The following is a 24,238-nucleotide window of genomic DNA, read 5'->3' as shown; positions in this document are numbered from 1 at the left end:
TTTACCTACTCCTTGCTAAAGGGAGTATTCTGATTAGACCGCACCGCCAATAAATCGGCGGTTTACGGACGCACCATCTTTTCTTTAATATACGGGTTCCCGGTAGCCAAGGCTTTCACCTCCGCATAAGTGAGCGCCGCCTCATCCACGTCCTCACAACTGCGCACCGGGGATTTGCTCGTCATGATCTGCCCGATGAATTTCTGCTTATTTTCGATTAGCTGCCAACTGTACGAATCAAACGTACCTTCTGTCACATACCGGAAAATCTTTACCTTTGGATTAAGGTTGCCCTGCCTTAAAATACGCCCCTCCTGCTGTTCAATGTCGGACGGGCGCCACGGCACATCAAGATGATGTAATGCAATCAGCCTGTCCTGCACATTGGTTCCTGCGCCCATTTTCTGCGTGGAACCCAATAAAAAACGAACCTGTCCGCTCCTTACCTTGCCAAACAGCTCCGCTTTCCTTAATTCCGTATTCGCTTCATGGATAAACGCTATTTCCTCCGGTGGCACTCCTTTCTCAACCAGTTTATTTTTTATATCCTCATAGACATTGAATGAGCCATCTCCTTTTGGTGTCGAGAGATCGCAAAAAATTATCTGTGCGGACTTCTTCTCCTTCGTCTGCTCCCATATCTCAAACGCCTTTCCCACACAGGTTGCCGATTTGGAAGTTTCACTGTCCGGCAGCATATCGTTGATAAGGCGCTGATCCAGAGCCAGCTTCCTGCCGTCATTGGTGATTTTCAGCATATTATCCTGATACGGCTCCACAAGCCTGTTTCGCACCGCCTCCGCCCTGTCCGCAAGGGAGGAAACCATGTCCTGCTGGTACTCACTCGGCTTTAACACTACGTTTTCATACTCCGCTTCCGGCACAGGCAGTTTTAACATATCCGGTGTCTGAATGTCGGCGCTCTCCTTAAAAAGCGCAATCAGTTCCGGCAGGTTGAAGAATTTCGCAAACCTTGTCTTTGCCCTGTACCCTGTTCCTTCAGGACTTAATTCTATCGCCGTTTGGGTTTCTCCAAAAGAGGAAGCCCAACTGTCAAAATGCCCAAGCCCCAGCTTCTGTAACGTACCGTACTGGAGATAGCGCATATTCGTATATAATTCCGTCATACTATTGCTGATCGGCGTTCCGGTTGCGAAAGTCACGCCCTTACCGCCCGTCAGTTCATCCAGGTACTGGCACTTTGCGAACATATCCGAGGACTTCTGCGCCTCCGTCTGTGCGATACCCGCCACGTTCCGCATTTTTGTGTATAGGAAAAGATTTTTGTAAAAATGGCTCTCGTCCACGAAAAGCCTGTCAACGCCAAGCTGCTCAAAGGTCACTACGTTGTCTTTCCTCGATGTATCGTTCAGCTTTTCAAGCCTTGCTTCAAGAGATTTCCTTGTTTTCTCCATCTGCTTAATGGTATAGCGTTCCCCGTTATCGGCTTTCGCCTGCTCTATGGCAAGCTCGATCTCGCTGATCTGCCTCTCTATCATGGCTTCCTGACGCTCCATTGACAGCGGTATCTTCTCAAACTGCGAATGCCCGATGATCACCGCATCATAGTCGCCTGTCGCTATCCGGGAACAGAATTTCTTCCGATTAGCAGGCTCAAAATCTTTCTTCGTTGCCGCAAGAATATTTGCGCCGGGATAGAGCCGCAGGAAGTCACTCGCCCACTGCTCCGTCAAATGGTTCGGAACCACAAACAGGCTCTTTTGGCATAAACCTAACCGCTTGCTCTCCATCGCTGCCGCTGTCATCTCGAAGGTCTTGCCCGCCCCGACACAGTGCGCCAGCAGGGTATTATCCCCATATAGGACGTGTGCGACTGCGCTTTTCTGGTGGGGCTTTAGTTCAATATCCGGTGTCATGCCGGGAAATTTCAGATGTTCGCCGTCATACTCCCTCGGCCTTGTGGAATTGAACAGCTTATTGTATTTCGCCACCAAGTCCTGCCGCCTGTCCGGGTCACGGAATACCCAGTCCTTAAAGGCTTCCCGTATGGTGTCCTGCTTCTGCGCCGCAAGGGTAGTTTCCTTTTTGTTTAATACCCGCTTTTCCTTTCCGTCCTCCACGATTGTATCATATACCCGGCTGTCTTTCAGATTCAGAGAATCCTCTAAAATCTGATAGGCGTTCCTGCGGCTCGTTCCGTAAGTCATATTCACGAGGGAATTTCCATAATCCGCATTTTTACCCTTGACGTTCCACTGCCCGGTCACACCTGAAAACTGTATGCCCATGACATTCCTGTCAAACAAGTGCTGCGGCGTTTCAAAGGTGTCACGCATAAAGTCCTCCAGATACTCCGGCTTCACCCATGTTGCGCCGATACGCACCTCGATCTCGCTTGCGTCAAGCTCTTTGGGCTGCACCTGCTTGAGCGCCTGCACGTTTACGGTAAATTCCGGGTGGTTCTCCGCATAGGTTTTCGCCGTTTCCAGCTTGTCACGGACGTTGCCGCTTAAATACTCGTCCGCCGTTTCCCACCTGTCTGTTACGGGATTCTGGAAGATAATTCCCGTCAGTTCCTCCTTTATCTTGTCAACGCTTTTCCCGGACAGCTCCGCCATATAGTCAAGGTCAACTCTCGCCTTTTCCGACAGCGACACCGCAAGGGCTTCGGTTGCCGTGTCAACGCTTGTGACAACCTCCGCTTTCTTGATCGTGCGCTTCGTGAACATATCCGCCTTGCCCACAAATTTGCCTTCCTCGTCCGTCTTTTCAAGGGAACATAACAGACAGTAGCTGCTGTCCTGGTTAAACGCCCTCTTGTTGGTCTGGGAATTGATAAGCCCGTACTTTTTGGAGAAACCATCATACAGCCTGTTTAACTCCGCCTGTTTCTCCTTAATGACGGTATCCGGGTATTCCTGGAGCTGCACGTTGATCAGTTCCTGCGTACAATCCCTTATCCCCACCATGCCCTTAATGCGCTCCAGCATGGAATCCTTCATACCCACAGGCTTCATGACGGAGTTTTCCCGGTAATAAACCTTATCCTCCACAAGCGTATAACTGTAATTCTTCACCTCCGGGTCTGCAGGGATTGTATGGTCTGACAGTTCATCGTCCAGCTCATCCAGTTCCACTTCCTCAATCTCCCCACCAATGCGGCTTATGGCTTCCGCAAGCTGCTCCGCAAATGGCCTTGATGTGTCGGGCTGGCAGGTGCTTTCCATTCCATACGGGCCGGAAACCATCTCCATCTTTCCAACAATCATCTCCGGGTGTTCGGCAAAATAGCTGTTCATGGCGATGCCGTTTTCATCTTCCGAAAGGTGTACCCAATCCGGCTCCAGATCCATAACCCGGTCACGCTTCTTTAAGAATAAAATATCGGAAGTGACTTCCGTTCCTGCGTTCTCCTTAAAAGCGGTATTCGGCAGTCTGACCGCCCCCAAAAGTTCCGCCCTCTGCGCAAGGTATTTCCGCACTTCCGGGCTTTTCTTATCCATTGTTCCCTTGCTTGTCACGAAAGCGACCACGCCGCCCGGACGCACTTTATCCAAAGTCTTTGCGAAAAAGTAATCGTGAACGAGAAAATTATTTTTATCATACTGCCTGTCAGACACTTTATATTGTCCGAAAGGCACATTTCCCACCGCCACGTCAAAGAAATCATTCGGGTAGTCCGTCTTTTCAAAACCGGAGATTTTAATGTTGGCTTTCGGGTAAAGCTGTTTCGCAATGCGTCCGGTGATCCCGTCCAGTTCCACGCCGTACAGCCTGCTGTCCTGCATATTCTCCGGAAGCATACCGAAAAAATTACCGATGCCCATTGCAGGCTCCAGTACATTTCCTTTTTCAAACCCCATATGTTCCAGGGCTTCATAGATACTGCGGATAATCACAGGACTTGTGTAATGGGCATTTAAGGTACTCCCCCTTGCGGAAGCGTATTCTCCATCCGACAGCAGGCTCTTTAATTCCTGGTATTCCCCCGCCCATACGCTTTTTTTCTGGTCAAAGGCATCGGCAAGGCCGCCCCACCCGACATACTGCGCTAAAATCTTCTGTTCCTCCGGCGTGGCAATGCGGTTTTCTCCCTCAATCTTTTCAAGGGTGCGGATTGCCTCTATATTTTTCCTGAATTTCTCTTTCGGCGAAAATCCTGCGCCCGCCTTTGCCCTATCCGTTCCGGGAAAATCTTCTGTGATACGGAAATTAACTGCCCCGGACTTATCCATTTTCGGCTCCGCCTGCTTTGCGGGAATTTTCATATCCGGTTCCGGCAGGGTATTTTCTGCCTCCTCCGCTAACAGCCGTTCAAAATTCTCCTTGCTCTCTGCCCGGAAGATTGGGTAAAGCAGTTTCGGGTCACGAAGCTGCACTTCCCTGTCGGAAATATCCTCAATAATAAACTCTGTTCCCTCAATAGTGACAGTATCGCCAACCTTATAATCCGGCTTTTCCGGTTCAGGCTCCTTTGGCATTAACTTCTCTGGTTCGGCTTTCTCCGGCTCCTCAAAATGCAGCTTCTCTATAACCACATCATAAGGCAGCTTGTTTTTTTCGCCTGGATAGACCTTTACGGTTTCCGTTGTGTATCCCGTCTGCTCAGGCTCTTTTTCTTCTGACGTAAACAGGTGTGCGTTCCGTTCATCCTGCCGCAGCAGCTTCGCAAAGTTCTCCTTACTCTCCAAACGGCGAGGTGGATTGAACAGGGAGCGATCCATAATCTCCACATTCCAATCATCGGTTCGGGTAATCTCATAGGGCTTATTGTCCAGATATACCCTATCCCCAACCCGGTAATCCCGCTTCTGGACATCGTGTCCAGAAGTTTCCTGCGTTTTGCCGGACAGCATCTCCTCTTTCCGGGTAAAATCATTCCAGACACGCTCTGAAACAGCAGAAAAATAAGGCGATTCATCTTCCATGATTTCATACTCAAGCTCTTTCAGAGCCTCAAGGCTTTCTGCCCCTGCTATCTTTTCATGGTATTTAAAGTAAACCGCTTCCCTGCTGAGAATCCCCTCCAGACGTTCCAGTTCCGGCTCCGGCATCCGTTCCCATATATCATCCTTTTCTGTATGAATGGTAAAGCCTTCTCCGTCATCGTGGTATTCCAGGGTATATTGCAGGGTATCATGCTCTCCCCGTATGTCACATTCAAAGTCATATACCGTCGTCCGGGAACCTGCAAAATATTCCCTGTTGGTCAAGACCAGATTCTGTATATCATCTGCGGTCAGCGGCTTGTCCGTACTATCTTTCTGTATCTGTCCATCAGGAACCGCCTTTGCACGTTCAATCTCAATGGTATGCCACTGATCCACCTCTGCCGCATTCTCGAAATCAATACCGTTCTTATGGCAGTATTCAGCCGCTTCGTCAACCGTTCCAAATGTGGGCATATCCCCGTGGCTGTCACGGTAGCTCTGTATTTCCTCCCCTGTGCTTCCGTCCATAACAGAAATATAATAACTGTCAGCATGGGCATCCGATGTAAGGGAAATGGCATAATAAAACCCCTGCTCTGCACCGCCTTCAAAACGGGAATATACCTCCGCTTCATGCCGGTCAATATCCCGCATGGCTTCCAGGTCAATGTAATCGTCCTCCACTTCATCCCGGTACGGCTTATGGTCATACTCAAAAAAGTCCTTCCCATTTACCGACGCATAAAAGAAATTGCTGTCCTCCACGGAATTGCCAACCACATATACGTTATCCCCGGCATTCCATTCATCCGCCTTTACGCACTCCTGCCCGTCAATGAAAATCGGTTCGCCGGACTTCAAAGCCTTCTGACTTGCAGAAGGCTTGACATCATGTCCAAAAGTTTCTTTCTGCGCCTGCTCCCTTTTGTATCGGCTCTGCTCCTGCATGGACTGGAATACCATATCATCATATCCAATCACATCAATCAGATCGGCGTGATTGTCTATGTACTCCTGTGCCAGTTCCCGGTTGATAAAAAATCGGTTATGCTCCGGATAAGGTATCAGAAGCCCGTCCTCTGCCGTTGTCACAAGGCGGTAGCGCACTCCCTCCCTGCCGTCCGCATACTGGTGGGTATAAAAGCCAATCCCCGGCTCCGAAAAATCCTCAGAGGATTCCAGCGCAACCGTGATTTTCTCCACTTCCTCCACATCAGCGAATCTTAAAGCGTAATCTTCCCCGCTTTCCTTTGCCCCGTCCAGTGTTTCCGAAACGGAAACCGGACTTGCGTCCGTATCGTAGGTGTCATACAGGGCATACCCTTCCACTTCCTTGTCAATCCAGAGAAATTCCCCATTCGGCAGCTTTGCGCTCCACTGTGCAGGCTGTCCGTTATCATCATCCGCTTCATGTATGATGTGCCAGTCTAATTCTCCTTCCGCAATCTCCGGCAAATCTTCCTGCGCCTGTGCCTGCTCCGCTTCGTTCTGAGCCGCAAGTTCTTTCTCACGCTCAATATGCCGCCTTGCCTGGTTGATAAAGCCATTCAGCACGGCAGGGTGGGAAGCGGCGACTATATCCCTGCTCTCATACATGGCATACGGTTCAATGGACTTTGCCCATTCCTTATTTTCCGGGGAAATCCTTTCCTCCTGCCTGCGGTGCATGACGGTATTCGCAAGCACATAGCTTACTCTCTCTCTGCCGTATTCCCGGATAACGCCCTCCGCCGTTCCCTTTGGCAGACGGTGTCCGTCAAAATTCTCTGCAATAGCCCGATCAATGGCATCCTTGCAGGAAACCTTTGTGTCACGCTCTATTTTCGCCTGCGCCTGTTCAAGCTCTTTCTGCGCCTGTTCAAGCTCTTTCTGCGCCTGTTCCTCTTTATATTCCGCATAAGCTTCCTTGCCTTTCGGGGATAAATATTTATCTTCCCGGATAAGTTTACGGATACGCTTCTCTACCGCTTTCCACGGTAACAGCACGTCCGCATAAGGGTTTGATAAATCTCCCTTTTTCAGACTGATGCCCTTAAAATTGTGATCCTCCCAACTGTGGTCAGCCCCCGCCAGCGCATGGGAACTTCCGCCCGTGCCGTATTCATGTTTCAAAAAATCAGCCGCATCCTTGCCGTCATGCCCCTCCATGAAATAATCATAAATACGGAATGAGCCGTGTACAAAGCCGCTTCCTCTGCCGAGCCTGTGGTCTATCTCGTCCTGTGTGATAAAATCCTCTTTCTTCACTTCCACATGGTCAGATACCGGGAATGTTTTCTTCTGTAAAAGCAGGTTGTCAAGCTCCGCCCGCAATTCCTCTTTGGACATGACGGAACGGAAACGCAGCTTCTTTTCGCCGCTTTCAAGCTGTGCCAGTGCTTTATCCATATGGGAAGCCGCCATATCCACACCCTCCGGCGTAGACAGCAGGTCTACCAGCCTTGCATGGGAATCCGGGAAATTGGCGGCTTTCATTTCCAGTTCTTCCGGCATTTCCCCCATCCCGTCACGGAAGAAGAAATACAGATGATACGCAATCCGCCCACGCTCCACCTCGTCCACAAGGTAGGCTTCATTTGCGCCCATATAAGAGCCGTTTTCCACCTGGGAGCGTATCTGGGCTTCAATCCCTTTCCAGTCCATTGTAAGCGCCGGATTCTCCATCGCAGACGTACCCTTTCCGACACGCATTCCCTGGCCGTCAAACCACACGGCTACCTGTTTTCCCTCAAACTCGAAGCCTTTCCCGGTAGTGCCGTATTCCTTTTTGAGAAATTCCGCCATTTCCTCCGGTGTCTTGCCCTGCTGGTACTTGGCGTAAATGCGCTTGCGGCTGTCATCCCTGCCGCCCCCGCTTCGCAGGATTGTGTCAATCTGCTCCTGTGGAAACGCTGCCTTTGGCTGTCCGGGGCCTGCCTTTTCTGCCGGGAGAATGCCATCCTCTGCCTCCTTCATGGCGATACTGCCCACCTGCTCCGAAAACAAAGAAAATAAATCAAGCTGCTGATACATCCCATTCGTATCAATCTGTTCCGCCTTTTCCCCCGGAAGCAGATATACGTCATCCTCCATATAGGAATTGACAAAGAAACGGGCATCCTCCCATGTCAGGAGCGTTTCGTTCTCCATTCCCGGCTTCCCGGTCATGTTGATGTGAATCCCTTCCTCATTGGCATAGAAACCGACAGGAATACCCGCCGCCTCATACCCGTAATAGGTGTTAAAATGGAAACAGTTTTTAAAATATTCCGTTTGCAGGCTTGCATCTGGCTCTATTGCGAAATATCCAGCTATCTCCGGCCTTTTATGGATAAGGAAATCGTCAGAGCATAAAACCCCTTTCTGAACCTCCATCGCCTTTTCCGCAAAGTCCAGGTTATCCAAAAAAGAGCCGGACAATGAATCCTCTCCATTATCCGGCTTTTCTGTTTCCTTATTCGGTTGTGCTTCGCTGCTTAAAGGCTGTAGACCAGCTCCGTCAGTACGGTTTCCTCCGCCGAGTGCCTGATGCCGTTCATCTTCGCCACCCATTTCATCTGATCGGACGCTTTCAGCGCTTCGTCCACTCCCTCGGCTTTCGCCATCTGCTCTGTCAGGAAGTCCATCCTTTCCTCCGCCTGCCTCTGTATCTCCAGGCAGTGCGCTTTCAGCCTGCCCTCCATCAACAGCCCGCTGTAAATCCCCCTCCGGTGTTCCTTCAGGTAATTCTTCCGCATCAGCCCGTACTTGGTCAGCGGCTCCTCCGGCTCGCTGTCCGGAATCAGGTTGGGTATCAGGTAATCCCCGTTCTTCTCGTATGTCAGTTCCATGCGCAGTGCCCTCCGTTTCTATGTGGTTGGTGTCTGTATCAATTTGTGGTTCGTTTTTACTTTCACGCTTTAAAGCATTATAGCGCGGTTCCGGTTCATTTGCAAGCACTTTTTCAGGATTTTTTTCAGCGGCGGCCTGCACCCCTTCCGTCCTCTCCCTCGCCTTATCTGCGGCTTTCTGCCGTGCCATCTGGCGGTCATAAGCGGCAACCGTCCTCCCGATCTCCATGAGGATTGGCTTACACATATCCGTAGTTGCGTTACCAATGACAGATAATGCCATTGAAGTGTTAAACTCACGGATATAGTCAAAATTCAGTTCGTCCTTCCAGAAATCCATGTCAGCGCCGCACCGGGATAACAGGGTATAGGAAATGCTTGCGGAGAGTGTTTCCCGAAGCCGCAGCCCCACGTTCAGCTCGTCAAGCTCCTCTAAGAAGCTGCCCTCTTTGGCGTAGGACATATCCTGCATAATCTCCCCGTAATAATCTTCCGCAATCCTCCTGGCGATTTCCATGAGCCTGCCCTCAAAGGAATTATTTTTATCTGTTTCGCCGTAGGTCTTTTCAAGCTGCTTAAGCACAGCGCCCTTGTGTTCCTCCCGCAGTTCCCACAGGTACGGGTCTTTCCCGATCCGTCTTGCCTTATGCACGTCCGACACGTCAAAAACATATTTTAATCTTGGGCGCTCGCTGTCCCGGTCAAAAAGGGCAATCCCCTTTGCCCCACGGTTTACCCAGCAGAACATTTTTTCATTCCAGGTTTCCATGAGGGCGCAGGCTGTGGCATCCGGTCTTTGTGCGTAGATCAGCATCTGATCCTCAAACGGGTATCGGTACAGCCTTGCGGCAGTGGTCAGGTATTTCGTCCATTCCTCCCCGTTCTTTGACACCTGCCTTGCGGTTTCCCCGGCAAGCACGGAGATTTCATGGTATTTCTTAGAAACGTAATATTGTTCAGCCATCCGCACCCTCCTTAATCATAAAATCCGTTTTCCTCAATGCCCTTTTCCAGAATGGACGCTATCAGCACATCCAGCTCCACGCCGTTTATCTCGCTGACCACGATCAGCTTCGCAAGGGTATTCTTTTCCACCGGAACCGAATACTGTTCCTCGTCCGGACACAGCTCACGCACACAGACACCGAGCGCATCCGCAACCTGGCAGAGTGTGCTTATATCCGCCTCCCGGATTCCCGCCATGATGTCCAGGAGCGTATTCTCCCGGACACCGGAAAGCGCCGCCAGCCCCGGTATGCTCATATCCATCTCTTTCATTGCATTTAAAACCTTATCACCTGTGCTTAAAATCCCTGTTCCCATTATCGCTCCCTCCTATTCCGTTTTGCTGCCGAAAGAAAATGCCGTGTTTTCTTTCGCCTTTGTAGCTGTAAACTTTGTTTTCACTTCCGCCACCTTTGACTCCAGAACGGAAAACATGGCTTCCACCTGTTCCTCTGTGTAGTCATAGGCCGATCTGTTGGAGAGGTTTTCAATCCGCCCGATTGCGTCAATCGCCTTATTGATACGGTACTCCCCAAGCCGGATAAATTTCTCCGCTTTCGTTTCCTCTGGTTTTCCTGCAGGTGTGTTCTCTGTTACGTTTTCCATAGCTTCATTCATATTTTCGCTCATATCTCTATCCTCCATTTTCCATATGGTTCAGGGCATACAGATTTCTCCGTATGCCCCGTGCTTAAAACCTTTTTTACTTTTTCTTTTTGGGAAATTCCAGCTTCACTTTATACTGTGAGCCTTTGACTTCTTTCCCGTCTTTGGTATAGGAAAAGTCCTCCACGCCCTCCGGTATCAGGTACGCATCATAGCTGCCTTTCTTCCCCTTCAAGCCTTTCACGAGGATCTTTTTACCGTCCAGCAGGCTTTTTACCTGGCTGTCGGTGAGTGCCGCCCCCATTGCCCTGGACACGTTCATGCCGCATTTATTTTTACAGTAAGCGCCGAATTTCCCTTTTACCACATCGCCGCCGCACTTCGGACATTTACCAAAAACTTCCTGTGCGCCGCCCCCGAACATGGATTTCTGTTCGTCACTGATACTGTGGTAAGTCTGCACAAGCCCGTTTACCAGATCGGTAATCCCGTCCATAAACGCCTGCATAGGATATTCCCCCTTTGCCACAAGGGTAAGGGCATTTTCCCAATCAGCGGTAAGCTGTGGGGATTTCACCACGTCAGGAAGCACGGTGATCAGCTTCACCCCGTCCTCCGTAGGGAGCATCTGCTTTTTCTCACGTTTTACGAAACCGTCCTTGACTAACTTCTCAATCACGTCCGCCCGTGTAGCGGGTGTGCCAAGCCCTTTCCGTTCTACATCATCACCCATGTCCTCCGCCCCGGCACGTTCCATTGCCGACAATAAACTGTCCTCCGTAAAGTGCTTCGGCGGCTGCGTAAAATGCTCTGTTACGTTCGTCCGCACTCCCTCAAAAACCATCCCTTCCGAAAGCTCCGGCAGCTTCCTGTCCTCTTTTTCCTTATCTTCCGTGGTTTTATAAGAACGCTTCAGGGCAGCTTCAAAATCTTTCCACCCGTTCCTTATTACAGATTTCCCGGAAACAGAAAAAACAGCGCCGCCACAGTCAAGCTCCGCCCTGACTGTTTCATACTCGTGTTTTTCCCCCGTGGCGCATAGCAGGCGGTTGGCGGCAAGGGAGAGGATTCTCATTTCCCCCTCCGGCACGGTGGCAAGGTCAGCCTTTGCAATCTCCATTGTGGGAATGATTGCGTGGTGGTCTGTCACTTTTTTGCTGTCCATTACCCTCCGGACATCCGGCTCTGCCCCGGACGGTTCTTCAAAGAGGATTGCCTTATAGACCGCCCCAATCACATTTCTTGCAGTATCCTCCATATCGTCCGATAAATACTGGCTGTCCGTCCGGGGATAGGTGACCAGCTTTTTCTCATAAAGGCTCTGCGTATATTCTAAGGTCTGCTTTGCTGTAAATCCAAATATGCGGTTCGCATCCCTCTGTAACGTAGTCAGGTCATAGAGCTTCGGCGGCTGTACGGTTTTCTTCTCTTTTGTGACAGATACAACCGTGGCGGTTTTTCCTTCACTGGCTGCAGCAATGCTTTCCGCCTGTACCTTTTCAGCTATCTTCTCTGTTGCCGCATCCATGCCGCCCGCCAAGATATGCGCCGTATAATACGGCTCTTTCCTAAAATTCCTGATCTTTTCCTCACGCTCCACCAGCATGGCCAGCGTTGGTGTCTGCACCCTGCCGACCTTTAGCACCTTGCCGCCATACAGGACGGTAAAGAGCCTTGTGCCGTTCAACCCCACAAGCCAGTCCGCCCTCTGCCTACACAGTGCGGAGTGGTAGAGGTTATCATAATCGCTTCCCGGCTGCAGGTTCGCAAAGCCCTCACGGATTGCGCTTTCCTCCATAGAGGAAATCCAGAGCCGCTTTATGGGCTTCCTGCACCCTGCCTGGTCATACACAAGGCGGAAGATCAGTTCCCCCTCCCGCCCTGCGTCCGTGGCCTCCACAACTGTGTCAACCCTGTCATTGTGCATCAGGTTTTTCAGCACCTTGTACTGCGCCGCCGTGCCGCTTTTTACTTCCGTCTGCCACTGTTCCGGTATCATGGGCAGGCACTCATAATTCCACTTTTTCCATGCGTCAGAATAGGCATCCGGCTGCGCAAGCTCCACCAAATGCCCGATGCACCACGAAACGAGATAGCCGTTCCCCTCCATGTACCCGTCTTTCCTCTCACCAGCGCCGATCACACGGGCAATCGACTGTGCCACGCTGGGCTTTTCCGTTACCACCAAAACTGCCATCATTCATCCTCCTTGTCCTCAAAAAAATCATCATCGGAACCGTCCTCCGGTTCTTCTTCCTCGTTCTCGTATTCTTCCTCATCTTCCTCGTCCTCATCTTCATCCTCAATGAAGTCCTCTTTCTTTTTGCGGACTACCTTGAAATAATAAGCGCCGCCGATAAAAGCTATGGCAAGTGCTCCCATAAGGATATAGGAAATGAGAGGGTTCTGCTCTGCCTTTTCCTCCGGCTCCGGTTCCTCCGTGCTTTCGGTATCTTCCGTATCTTCCGCATTTTCCGTTTCTTCGGCATTTTCCTCTGCCTGTCCGGTGTCATCCGGCTGTTCCCCGTTATTGTTGGGCAGTGCGCCTTCCTCCGTTGGGATTGCCGATTCCAAAGCTGCGGAATTTTTCGGCAGGATTTCGCTGTTGTCGGAAGCTGCGTTCAGCAAGTCATTTTCCGTGATCTCCGTCAGAAAGTACACCATTTCTTCCTCCCCGTCACGGTCAATGATAAGGTAGAAAACCTTGTCCGATGCGGTCTGTATCGTGTAAAATTCCTTCCCCTGCTCGGACGGTTCTTTTTCTTTCTCCCCGCTTTTCTCCTTTTCTGCCGCCTCCGCAGCGTCAGCTTCTGCCATCGCCTGCTTTTTTTGCTCCGCAAGGCTGTTTCCGGAAACCGTGTTCCCCTCACTGTCCGTCTTGGTATGCTCCGTGACCGTGCCTGTGGCGTTCCCCGGCTTGGTAGCTTCGGCACTCACCGGGAGCTGCTTCGCCGGGTTCTCGTCGCTCTCATCGGCAGGGTCTTTGTAATACGGGTTTTTGGTCTTGTAGACTTCCGACATATTCCCTGCATTGTCCATAGCGGAAATAGTGAAATATTCATAGCCTGCGTCAAACTGCTGTAAACGGATATTCAACGTGCCGTTTGTCAGCTCCGTAAATTCATACCCGTTCACATAGACCGCCTTTGCGCCGGAATCCGTGTCATGCACCTGGACGCTTAACAACCCGTCGCTGACCGCCGCATTGAGCGTGGGCTTCGTGGTGTCAAAGCACCGGACAGCCCTGCTCCGCTCGTATGTATTGCCTTTCTGGTCTGTAACCTGCACATAGACGGTGCAGTTCTCCGAAATCTCCAGCTTCTTTTCTTCCGTCACGTCCGTCCAGCTCCCATTCTGCCCGACTTTCGCCTGAATCTTTGCCAGTTCAAAGTTCCCCGTATGTGCCGTGTCGGACACGGAAAATGTCACCGCTGCTTTCTCGTTGTACCACCCGCCTGGACTGTTGATATGGATTACTACATTCGGTGTCTTATACTTACAATCCTTATAATCGGCGGCGCATACCGCACAGTTTTTGTCAGAATCATAAGCGCTGCATTTTTTCTCACAGGTACATTCCGGCTCCGACACTTCATTTCCCGAAACGGTTCCGTCCTCCGGTTCTCCCTCTGCGCCGCTTTCTGTCTGCTCCTCCGAATTTCCCTCCGTGCTGCCCTCTGTTTCCTGCTCTGTTATTTCCTGATCTGCTGTTTCCTGTTCCGTAAAGTTTTCCCCTGTGGCGTTTTCTGTTTCTTCCTCAGAACCATTCTCCAAGCTGTCCTCTGCCCTCGCATCAATGGCATTGTTCCCGTTCATGGAAAACGCCGCCGCAGGCATACAGAATAATACTGCGGACAACATGAGCGATAGCACCGCCCTATAACGTAATTTCATTTTTCTGTTCATGGTTTCCTGCCTCCCTTTCTGTCTGCTGTTGCTGTAACTGTTCCTCCTGCTCTTTTTTGCGGAGCAGGCTTAAAATTTCTTCCTCGCTGACTTTATTCAGCAAGATCAGGTGTTCCAGAGAGATTTTATTCTTTTCAATGAATTTCATCTTCTCCGCATCCTCTGCCATCTGTAACTGGCTCTCCAAATCTTTCTGCTTCTCCTCCAATTCCACAAGCTGCTTCCTGACTTTGGAAAGCTCCTTTATAATCCGTTCCTTTGTCACATTTGCTCTCCTTTCCGCACTGAAAAAATGCTTTTTTAATGTCTTAAAAAGTCTTACATTTCAAGCGCTTTTGTGCTAAAATAATAAGACAGTAGAAAGTCTTGAAATTTCACTCCCATATTGTCAAACTTCATTATCAACAGACAATTATCCCTTAATTTAATCTTCCAAACGCATAAAAATGGCTCTGCCAGTAGGACGAGTTGATGTTTGCGTAACTGATTGGATCTCCGCAATGGATCATCGTTCCATTCCCGCAGTAAATCCCCACATGGCTCACCGCACCGGCTGAATTATAAGTGCCTGTGAAAAAGATAATGTCACCCGCTTTTGCATCCACCGCCGAAACCGGAGTACACTGGTCATAAATACCCTGTGCCGTAGTCCGTGGCAGGTTATGCACCCCGCTGTTGGTGAATACCCAACAAACAAAACCGGAGCAATCGAAGCTTGTGGACGGACTTGAACCGCCCCATACATACGGATAGCCTAAATATCTTGCGGCTTCCTCCATAAGCGCCTGCACGGTTGCATCGTCATAGGAATCCGGCGGTATGGCGTTTCCCCCGCCGCTGCCCGGCGCACCTGCTTCTCCGTAGAGCGTTCCTTCCCCTGCCTCAAAATAAAATAGCGGGTTATAATACTCCCCGTTATACTGGCATTCGATATGCAGGTGGCTTCCGGAGCTGCTCCCCGTGTTCCCCGTTGTGCCTATGGTATCCCCATGTTTCACCGTCTGCCCTGCACTGACGCTTAATGTGTCCATGTGGGCATATTTGGTACAGTAGCCGTTACTGTCCTCGATCACGATATAATTCCCGTAATAGCTGTCATAGGCAGCGGCTGTGACTGTGCCGTCCATTGCCGCAAGCACGGTGGTTCCTGTCGGCACGGCTATGTCAACGCCCCGGTGGAGCTGTTCCACCCCTGTCACCGGATTGATGCGGTAGCCGTAATAACTGCTCACATAATTGTACCAATACAGATTTAATGGCGTATAAAACTGCTGTGTCAGACCGTGGGTTTCATTATAGAGCGCATAGATTTCTTTCTGCTCGCTGTCCATGTGTCCGGCAGCCACCATTTTTAAGTCTTTGGCAGTCAGCGTGACCTCCAGTATGGTTACGGTGTATTCTTCTTCCTCCTCGTACTCATATTCCTCCTCTGTTTCCTCCCCCGTCACCGGGTCTGTGACAGTGTGCGTGCCTGTTTTGGTCACTGTCCTTGTCCTCGTTTCCGTTGTCGGGTTTAAGGTCAGCTCATACATTTCGTCAAACAGGCTTTCAATCTCCTCCTGCACGTCCGCCGCCGTAAATTCCATATGGACTGCGGAGAGGTAACTGATGAGCGCAAACGGGTCATGCCCGATTGGAGCAAGGTTATAGCGGTATTCATCATAATCCGGGTAATCTGTTTCTATGGAATCAATCTCTTTCTGCAATTCCATTTCCAGCTCCGAAAATGCTAAATCCGCAGCGTCAATCTCTGCCGGAACACTCATATAGCTTCCTGCCAGCGTAGCACTCATCCCCTGTGAGAACATCGCCCCGCAGGACGACACGGAAGTCATAATCATAATGAGCAGGAGCGCAAACGCCCCGACTGTAATAAGGAGGGAAGCGTGTTTTGCCGCTATCTCCTGCACTTTCTTCGCTACGGCTGTGGTGAAACTGGCGGATTTTACAGCCGCTTCCTTTGTATTCTTCGCCGCCTGCCCCGCACGCTTTGCCTTTGCGTACTCACGCTTGATGCGCCGCTTCTGCAACCGTTTCTGGAGCTGCTTCTTTAAAGTCTTTTCCTGCATATCCGGGTTTTCTTCCAAAAACTTCTGGTAGCGGAAATTCACTTCCTTTTTAAATTGCTTTTTCTCCAGCTTCGCCACTTTCCCACGCCGCCGCTGTTCCTTATTCTTGTAATGCCGCTTCACAAAGCGGTAAACATCTTCGGCTCTCTGCTCCGTCTTGTGTGCGCCCTCCACGCCGGAGTTTTCCTTTTCCACTTCGGCAACCTTGCCGTGCGCAAAGTTTGTAAACTCCGATCCGGTTCTGCCCGCCATCCTCTTTACCGGGCTGTCCTCCTGAAAAGGCTTCTCCTTTACCACGGCGGTCAGCACATACTTTGCCCTGCCAGATTTTTCATCAAAGACACGTTCTAAGGAATATTCCTTTTTCTTCGGCAGCTTCTTCCTTGCGGCTTGGGTCTTTCTCCCGGCTTTCTCCGCTTTCTTTTGCAGCTTTTCCAATTTCTTGCTGCCCTGAAATTCCGGTTCTGCGCCATCGGTAAAGGAACTGTTTTCTGTAAAAGTGTTATCCTTTGTCTGGAAATCATGCCCGGAATCATGCTTTTTCGTGCGTTCCCTGTCCTGATGTTCCCGCCTGCGGTATCTGCCCTTTTTTTCGCTCCGGTGGTAAGTATCCCTGCGGCGGTAATCGTCCTTAAATTCCTTTGTATCTCCGGCCTGCTCGCCGCCATCCTCCATAAAAGCGTTCTGCTCTGTAAAGACATTCTGCTCTTTGGAAAAACTGCTTTCTGTCTTACCGTCAGCATTGCCACCGTCAGGTTTCTCTTTCTTTCCCGCAAAACTGTTTTCTCTCTGGAACTGCTTTTGCTGCCTGTGCTTTTTCTGACTGGATTTTGTTTTCTCCCCTGTATTTTTCCGTGTATCACTCTGAAAGCTGCTACGATTATCCCACACATCGGCATAGTCCGGTCTGCCCTCTGGCTTCGGTCTGTTCTGCTTTGCGGAATAATCAGCGTCATGTACAAACGGTTTTGCCTGCCCGGACTTCTGGACATCATGTCCAGAAGTGGTATCGGCATCCCTCGGCTGGTGTGCGCCGGACTGCTTCTGTTTCGCTCTTTTTGCGCCAGTATCTTCCTTTGCGGAACTCCTGCCGGCAAAAGCGTTTTTATCCTCCGCAAACTCAGCCCGCTGTTTCTTCTTTTTTTCTGCCATTAAAATTCCTCCATATCTACCTGTTGCTGTCAGCCTCCCTGATCCTGTCCTGCGATGCCTCAAACCACTTTCTTTCTATCTCCGCCCCGATAAACCGCCGTTTTGTTTTTATGCACGCTTCCCCCACCGGGCAGCTTCCCATGAACGGGTCAAGGCATACCTCGCCCTCCAGTGTGGAGCATCTGACCAGATGCTCGATCATAGGTACTGGCTTCTCCGTTGGGTGCCGCTTATCCCTCCCTCTCGGCAGTCTGGCTTCCAGAACCGTTGAGCCTGTAAAGCGCAGCTTCCGGTATCCGCCTTTCCGGTACATGGCGATAAACTCCGCACGTTTCGGGTAATAGGACGAGGGTACTGTCATTTTCTTATCCATCACCAGCAGCTCACAGAATGTAAAGCCGCTGTCCATGCAGGCTGTGTGGATTGGGAAGATATTCCGGTCATTGCTCATCACATAAAAATATCTCTCATTCTTCAATATCCGGTACACCTCCGGTATCCATCTGCCAAACGCTATGTGTTCCGTGCTGAATCCGCAGTTGGAGAATACCTCCCCGCCTTCATAATTGAGCTTCCCGTTCTTCATTCCCCCTCCCGTCAGCTCAAACGGCGGGTCAGTAAAAACCATATCCACGCTGCTGTTTTCCATATCCCCCGCAACGTCTAAAAAATCGGCATGGTACAGTATGGCATTTCCCGCCATATATGCGGCTGCAGTTCCTTTTCCCATATCCTCACCTCCGTCCAGCTGCCAGCCCTTCCGCCTGCTTTCCTTTCCTCATATAGTTCGGGTCATAATCCTTAAAATCTTTCACAGAATGGAACAGCCATTTGTTATTTACCCACCTCTGCATCCGCCGTGTTTCCTCCGGCGCTGTCGGCTTTTCATATATCATCACATACGGGTCATACCCCATGTCACGCAGCGTATAAATGCGATATAAATCCTGTTCATGGGTGCTGCCGTAGTTGGTAAGGACGTAGACACGCCTTTTCCGCTTGTCCTTTACCGCTGTCAGTTCCAAAAATTTCTTAAAATACGGTATCAGGTCATCCTCCGGGTTATCCCATGCGAAATGCAGCATTTTTGTATGGATTTTATTCAATAACGCCGCTTTCTCCGGCGTAACCAGCCGCACGTCCAGCCCCTGCGTAAAGTCCACCTCCGCCCCGCTGTCCGCAAGCTGCCCTAAGAGCCGCTCCCAATCCGGGCAGGCTAAAATATTGGCATCAAGGAGCTTGATCTCTTTTTCGCCGCCCCAAAATTCATCCAGGTCAGCTACCGCAACCGTCTTTCTGCCCTCCTTCTCCCCCACAATGCAGAACCCGCACCCACGGGGGCATCCTCTGGAAAGGAAGCTGTAGGCTGTGCCTGCAAACTGCGGGTACAGCCCGTAGTCCGGGTGCGTATGCTCCACAATATCCGGCAGCTTATTGTCAAGACCATACCCTGTGCCGCCTTTTATGACATGGTAAGCCTTTACGCTCCCCGCGTAATCTTTGGAATAGGTGTCCGTGAATACCCTGCTCATATAAACAATGTCATACCACTTTTTATCATCGTACCATTCCACCGTATCGCCCCTTGCTTTATGGTAAGCGGACAGCTTCATCAGGCAGAGGTTGGGGAAACGGTGTCCGTCCACGTCAATCAGCCCGATCTTCACTCTTTTTCCCCCTGTTTCACGCTTTCTTCCGGTTTCGTGTTCATCACCCTGAAAGTCTTTGTATCAGACGGGTACTTATCCACGAATGGGATTACCACGTTGTCAAACAGGATAAGCCCGCTTCCCGGCTCGGAGTTGGTCACATGGGCAAGCTGCTTCTCCGACAGCCCTAACTTGTCAGCAAGTATCGCCTGGTCTTTTGCGTTCTGGTTCAGCAGATAGACAAAATCGGAGTTGCCGAGAATCCCCTCGATTTCCTCCGATTTCAAAAAATCGCCCACGTTCTGCGTCAAGCCTGTCGGTATGCCGCCCCATTTCCGGAACCTTTTCCAGATCTCCACGGAATAGATTGCTGTCTGCCTTTCCTTTAAAAGCAAATGGAATTCATCACAATAGTACCTTGTGGCGATCTTCCTCTCCCGGTTCTGCGACACACGGTTCCAGACCGCATCCTGCACGATCAGCATCCCAAGCTCTTTGAGCTGGTTCCCTAAATCCCTGATGTCAAAGCACATGATACGGTTCTGGGAATCCACGTTTGTGCGGTGGTTGAAATAATTCTGAGAGCCATGCACATATAAAACAAGGCTGTTGGCGATCCGCACCGCCTTTTTCTTGGCTTCCTGCCGTAATTCCGGCGCAACGTCCTTCGGCTCATACTTTAACAGGGCGTTATATAAATCTTCCAGTATAGGCATATTCTCCGGCATGGGATTTTCAAAATAATCATCATAGATATGCTTGATGCAGGTGTCGATGATGCCCTTTTCGTCATTCTCCAGACCGTTTTTCCCTCCGGCAATCAGATCACACAGGGTAATGATAAAATCCGATTTCAGCTTTAACGCTTCCCGGTCATTCTTGTGGGAAAGCTGGATATCCATCGGATTCAGATAGTCTTTTGAATTGGTGGCGAGCCTTACCACCTGCCCGTTCAGAGCGCCTACAAGGGCAAAATACTCGCCCTCCGGGTCACAGACAATAATATCGTCCTCCGTCATAAGGAAACAGGATAAAATCTCCCTCTTTGCGGAAAAGGACTTCCCGGAGCCGGGTGTGCCGAGGATTACCCCGTTGGGTGTCCGCAGCTTTTTCCGGTCTGCCATGATCATGTTGTTGCTGAGTGCGTTCAGGCCATAGTAGATTGCCGGGGCAGGCATGAAAAGCTCCTGCGTACAGAACGGAACCAAGATCGCCGTACTCTTTGTGGTCAGCACACGCTCAATCCCCGTATCGTTGCAGCCAATGGGCGCACTCGCCATCAGCCCCTGCTCCTGTAAATACTGTAAGCACCGCAGGTTGCAGTTCGCCTGCTGGATAATGCCGGACACCCTCTGTGTGATGTTCTCTAACGCCCGCTTGCTCCTGCCATAACAGGTAATAAGGAAAGTCACTTTGAGAATCTTCTGGTTGCTGGTGTTCAGATCGTCAAGCAGTTCCAAAGTGTCTTTTTCGTAGGTGATAATGTCCGTGGGCAGAATGTCCATGTCATAACCGGAGCGTACCGCCTTCTTCTGTTCCTCAATCTTCATTTTCTGGATATTGGTGAGCGCCCCTTTTAGCATCTTGATTGCCTTCACCGGGTCCATCGTCTGCATATGGAGCGTGATCGTCAGGTTATCATCAATGTCAAGGAGCTTCTTTAACAGCTCGTCATTGAACCTGGGCGCAATGATGTCGAGATAATGGACGCTCCCGTACATCCTCCCCGACTTAAAGCGGCTTGGGTAACGGAAGTCAAACCCCGGAGGGGCTATGTAGTCCTTCACGCTCTTTCCCGACTCCGACAGTTCCTTAAAAGAAAAACGGAAAGGCTCCATTGTGTCCTGGTTGAAATACTCATGCAGGACACGCAGGCGCTCCTTCCCGTCAAGGCTTCTGGCATGGGTGCCGAGGTTTAGGAAATTTTTGATAACATCGGCTTCTATGCTGCCCAGTTTCGCCTTTGCCTCCTTGTACCCCTTACACTCAATGCCAAAAATAAGGTATTTTGATTTAATAATCCCGTTATTCCCCTTTGCCGCCTGTTTCTTCAACATCTCCGTGTATTCCTCACGAATGTCGTCAAAATCATCGCCCTGCAGGGGAATGTCAAACTGGTCAATCAGCGTCTGCTCGTTGACCTGCCTGTTGAACAAAAACAGCTCAAACCGTATGGACGGGTCAAAGTAATTGATGAGCCTGCTGTACTGCTCCAGAATCTCTCCCTGATCCTCTATCTCCAAAAGGTCATAGTTGATGTCAAAAAACTCGACCATCTTTGTGTAACAGCCGGAAGCCACCTGGCAGATGCCGTCACGGTACATCTTTTTGAACGTGATTGTTTTCTGCGCCGTGTCCGGCTTTTCCTGTTTTCTGTCATTCCCGGCAAGGGTGTTTTTTAACTCCCGCAACCGTTTCTTTTCTGAAAAATTAAGCCCCGTTTTTGGCGTGGCTTTGCTGCCCTGCGGCTTTTTCTTCAAGATAACGCACCTCCTTCTTTAATTTCTCCCGTTCCTCCAACTGCTTGTAGAGGTTTTCCGATTTATAAGGGCGGATTCCCGGCGTGAGCAGCTTCTGCCGTACCATGAAGTACAGAATCTTCTCTGCCGGGAACCCGTCTTTTTCATACATAGCCAAAAAGAAAAACGGCAGCATGAGGGCTACCATGATGAGCGCCGAAGCCTGTGTTCCCAATACTCCCTTTGTCACAAGGTAAAAAGGGATTCCCACCGCCGCTGCGCCGCCGAAGCAGATGAGCTGGCGTCTGGTAAGGTTCATTGCCACCTTTGTCTTGATGCCGCTTAAATTTTTGGGCACTGCTACCGATATTGCCATAAGCATTGTGACCGGAAATTTTTACATTCCGGCGTTTCCTCCTTCCTGCTGATATTAAAATCCGGTCTGTCTAATGGGCATTCAGCACACTTTTGGCAAGCGAACCTGTCTTGAACAGGCTGAAGCACAGGATAACGGTATATGCCGCCACCGACCAGAGCGCCGTGTGCAGGTTCCCCGCCACCGCAACACTGGCAACAAGTACCGAATAGATGCCCACACAGACCATAATGAAAAATCCCTGAAACGCAAGGGCGCAAAGCCCTTTGATATAATTGTTGCCGATACTTCCCCACTCCCGGTTGCTCAAAGTGGCAAAGGGAACCGGGGCCACTGAAATATAAAGGTATATCTCTATCATGCGCCCATACAAAACGACGGTGATGAGGACGGACATGATTTTCATACACAAGCTGACGATCATGGTTTCTATCCCAAGCCCGATCAGTTCGCCAATGCCCATAGTGGAAAGCTGGTTATTAAACATGGTGGTAAGCGTGGACGTCACGTCAATGCTCGTGGAGCCTGATATGACGCCCGCCGCATTGGTCACGATATGGTTGCCCACGTCGAAAACCGCCATTGTGATGTCAAAAGTCTTGCTGAGTAACATCACGGCGATACACGCTTTCACGAGGTAGCGGAAAAAGAACTCGCTCCCTACCTCGTGCATATTGTTTTTGTCCATTACCATTGTTATCAGTTCATAACACAGGATTGCGCTGATGATAAGCCCCGCTATGGGTATCATGACATTCTCTGAAAGGTTCCGGATCATGGAAAAAATACTGCCATTCCATGCGCTGGGTGTCTGCCCGACTTCCCCGGCAATCTCGCCCACTTTTGTATTCACGTCCGTGAACATCGTGCTGAGGTTGTCAAGCACCCACCCTTGCAGCATTTCCTTTATAAATTCAGTGATTTTGTCAATGATCGCCCCCATGATTTAGGAGAACAGTGTTGTAAGCTGTGGAATCACCGTCTGTGCCACAATTACAATACCGCCGCCCGCCATCAACTGCTTGATCCCCTGGCTTTTTGCCCCAGGGTTATCATTCCCATATCCCTCAAGCAGATTGATAACGCCCCATACTGCCACGCCTGCGCCGATTGCTGTTACGACTGTCTTTAATCCTGTTACCGCTGTTGTGAAAAAACTCATTTTTCTACCTCTTTCTTTCCTTAAATTTGATTTTTTGATAAAGAAAGAGCTTTGATATGTAAATCCCCCGCCCTTTGTGGTACAATAAGGGCAGGGGAATCCTTTTGGAGAACCCCGTGCGGGCATCCGGTACATTCTGTTTGGCGATAGGCTGTGCCGGGTGTCCTGTTTAGTCCGTTCCCAAAGTACATACAAAACTCCTGATTTTGGCTTTATGCCAAAGGTTTACAAGTTCCATATTCAGTTGTCGTTTTGCACTTCTGGACACAATGTCCAGAAGCCGCTATTTAGTTGTAGTTGGAGAATTATCCTCCTGCCCGCTGACTTCCCCGCAGTCAAACGCTTCATCCACCTCTGTATTTGGAGTAACTTTCATGTGCTGCAGATGCTTCACATAGTCCTCAATGTCAAAGGTGTTTTTCGGGTCATAATCGGACAGCTCTTTGTACCTGCTATGCTTCGTTATATCGAATTTATCCGAGAAGAATGGTCTGACGCCTCTAAGCTGCATGATACATTTCCCGCCGTCCATGACCGCAATCTCATCCTGGCTCATCAGCGCCTTCCCGGTCTTTTGGTAATTCAGACCGTAGGACTGTGATGTACCCCTTGTGTCGGAAGTGTTGTAAAGGTCAATGGTTTCCTTTCCTAAAACATCTTCCAGCTCTTTCAGCGTGGTCTTTTCCTTCCCTCCGAGGAATAAGGTGGTGTCACAATTCCCTTCGATTGTGTCAGCGTTGTCCTTATAAATCGCCTTTAGCTGAGATTTTGACTGTAAAATGATAGATGCCGATATTTCCCTGCTCCGGATTGTGGCGATCAGCTTCTCAAACTGCGGAATCTGCCCGATGTTCGCAAACTCATCCAGCAGCATCCTCACATGAATCGGAAGCCTGCCGTTATAAACATCATCCGCCTTGTCACAGAGCAGGTTAAAGAGCTGCGAATACATGATCGACACCACGAAATTAAATGTGGCGTCCGTATCTGAAATAATGACGAACAATGCTGTTTTCTGTTCCCCAAGCGTGTCAAGTTCCAGATCGTCATACTCCATAAGGTCACGCAGCTCTTTAAATAGCGATAGGTAATCCTTTGATGTTATCTCCGGATTTTCCCCCGCCCTAAACCGGGCGTGAACCTTTCAGCTCAC

General features: G+C 50.1%; 13 protein-coding genes and 1 pseudogene. All 14 read right to left on the bottom strand.

Going from position 1 to position 24,238, the window contains the following annotated elements; genetic code table 11:
* Nucleotides 1-62 precede the first annotated feature (62 nt).
* A complete protein-coding gene (locus NFS31_RS23140; RefSeq protein WP_465223447.1) occupies nucleotides 63-9,665 on the bottom strand; it encodes a DUF3849 domain-containing protein in 9,603 nt (3,200 codons plus the stop codon).
* A gap of 11 nt (nucleotides 9,666-9,676) precedes the next feature.
* Nucleotides 9,677-10,024 carry a helix-turn-helix domain-containing protein gene (locus tag NFS31_RS23130; RefSeq protein ID WP_251500519.1) on the bottom strand — a complete coding sequence of 116 codons (348 nt, stop codon included), beginning with the start codon at nucleotides 10,022-10,024 and terminating at the stop codon, nucleotides 9,677-9,679.
* A 12-nt stretch (nucleotides 10,025-10,036) separates the two neighbouring features.
* Nucleotides 10,037-10,336 carry a hypothetical protein gene (locus NFS31_RS23125; RefSeq protein ID WP_251500517.1) on the bottom strand — a complete coding sequence of 100 codons (300 nt, stop codon included), beginning with the start codon at nucleotides 10,334-10,336 and terminating at the stop codon, nucleotides 10,037-10,039.
* Between the two features lie 73 nt (nucleotides 10,337-10,409).
* Nucleotides 10,410-12,512, bottom strand: coding sequence for a type IA DNA topoisomerase (locus tag NFS31_RS23120; RefSeq protein ID WP_251500514.1), 2,103 nt, complete (start codon nucleotides 12,510-12,512; stop codon nucleotides 10,410-10,412).
* Entirely contained in the window at nucleotides 12,509-14,218 is a 1,710-nt protein-coding gene (locus NFS31_RS23115; RefSeq protein WP_251500510.1) for a CD1107 family mobile element protein, read from the bottom strand. Before NFS31_RS23115 ends, NFS31_RS23120 begins: the two co-directional genes overlap by 4 nt.
* Nucleotides 14,190-14,483, bottom strand: a complete 294-nt coding sequence (locus tag NFS31_RS23110; RefSeq protein WP_251500508.1) for a cell envelope biogenesis protein TolA — start codon at nucleotides 14,481-14,483, stop codon at nucleotides 14,190-14,192. The genes NFS31_RS23115 and NFS31_RS23110 overlap by 29 nt, the downstream gene beginning before the upstream one ends.
* Before the next feature lie 154 nt (nucleotides 14,484-14,637).
* Nucleotides 14,638-17,439 carry a CD1108 family mobile element protein gene (locus tag NFS31_RS23105; protein ID WP_251500505.1) on the bottom strand — a complete coding sequence of 934 codons (2,802 nt, stop codon included), beginning with the start codon at nucleotides 17,437-17,439 and terminating at the stop codon, nucleotides 14,638-14,640.
* A gap of 16 nt (nucleotides 17,440-17,455) precedes the next feature.
* Entirely contained in the window at nucleotides 17,456-18,169 is a 714-nt protein-coding gene (locus NFS31_RS23100; RefSeq protein ID WP_251500502.1) for a DNA-methyltransferase, read from the bottom strand.
* A 4-nt stretch (nucleotides 18,170-18,173) separates the two neighbouring features.
* Entirely contained in the window at nucleotides 18,174-19,106 is a 933-nt protein-coding gene (locus tag NFS31_RS23095) for a radical SAM protein (RefSeq protein WP_251500499.1), read from the bottom strand.
* The gene (locus NFS31_RS23090; RefSeq protein ID WP_016222107.1) at nucleotides 19,103-21,568 is read right to left on the bottom strand and encodes a VirB4-like conjugal transfer ATPase, CD1110 family; all 2,466 of its coding nucleotides are present in this window, start codon (nucleotides 21,566-21,568) and stop codon (nucleotides 19,103-19,105) included. The genes NFS31_RS23095 and NFS31_RS23090 overlap by 4 nt, the downstream gene beginning before the upstream one ends.
* Nucleotides 21,519-21,929, bottom strand: a complete 411-nt coding sequence (locus NFS31_RS23085; protein ID WP_465223446.1) for a PrgI family protein — start codon at nucleotides 21,927-21,929, stop codon at nucleotides 21,519-21,521. Before NFS31_RS23085 ends, NFS31_RS23090 begins: the two co-directional genes overlap by 50 nt.
* A 64-nt stretch (nucleotides 21,930-21,993) precedes the next feature.
* Entirely contained in the window at nucleotides 21,994-22,866 is an 873-nt protein-coding gene (locus NFS31_RS23080; protein WP_160285271.1) for a VirB6/TrbL-like conjugal transfer protein, CD1112 family, read from the bottom strand.
* 3 nt (nucleotides 22,867-22,869) lie between these two features.
* A complete protein-coding gene (locus NFS31_RS23075; RefSeq protein ID WP_016222110.1) occupies nucleotides 22,870-23,085 on the bottom strand; it encodes a Maff2 family mobile element protein in 216 nt (71 codons plus the stop codon).
* A 283-nt stretch (nucleotides 23,086-23,368) separates the two neighbouring features.
* Nucleotides 23,369-24,160 (bottom strand): annotated as a pseudogene (locus NFS31_RS23070) (VirD4-like conjugal transfer protein, CD1115 family); the annotation flags it as partial.
* Nucleotides 24,161-24,238 lie beyond the last annotated feature (78 nt).

It is taken from the genome of Otoolea muris, assembly GCF_943193115.1.
GTDB lineage: Bacteria > Bacillota > Clostridia > Lachnospirales > Lachnospiraceae > Otoolea > Otoolea muris.
Note: the sequence above shows the minus strand (reverse complement) of the source record. Positions and strands in the feature narration are given on the sequence as shown.

Coding starts and splice junctions, on each gene's coding strand:
- NFS31_RS23130 (WP_251500519.1), bottom strand. CDS start 10,024: ATGGGAACAGGGATTTTAAGCACAGGTGATAAGGTTTTAAATGCAATG.
- NFS31_RS23120 (WP_251500514.1), bottom strand. CDS start 12,512: ATGATGGCAGTTTTGGTGGTAACGGAAAAGCCCAGCGTGGCACAGTCG.
- NFS31_RS23075 (WP_016222110.1), bottom strand. CDS start 23,085: ATGAGTTTTTTCACAACAGCGGTAACAGGATTAAAGACAGTCGTAACA.
- NFS31_RS23100 (WP_251500502.1), bottom strand. CDS start 18,169: ATGGGAAAAGGAACTGCAGCCGCATATATGGCGGGAAATGCCATACTG.
- NFS31_RS23115 (WP_251500510.1), bottom strand. CDS start 14,218: ATGAACAGAAAAATGAAATTACGTTATAGGGCGGTGCTATCGCTCATG.
- NFS31_RS23125 (WP_251500517.1), bottom strand. CDS start 10,336: ATGAGCGAAAATATGAATGAAGCTATGGAAAACGTAACAGAGAACACA.
- NFS31_RS23085 (WP_465223446.1), bottom strand. CDS start 21,929: ATGCTTATGGCAATATCGGTAGCAGTGCCCAAAAATTTAAGCGGCATC.
- NFS31_RS23080 (WP_160285271.1), bottom strand. CDS start 22,866: ATGGGGGCGATCATTGACAAAATCACTGAATTTATAAAGGAAATGCTG.
- NFS31_RS23105 (WP_251500505.1), bottom strand. CDS start 17,439: ATGGCAGAAAAAAAGAAGAAACAGCGGGCTGAGTTTGCGGAGGATAAA.
- NFS31_RS23140 (WP_465223447.1), bottom strand. CDS start 9,665: ATGGCTGAACAATATTACGTTTCTAAGAAATACCATGAAATCTCCGTG.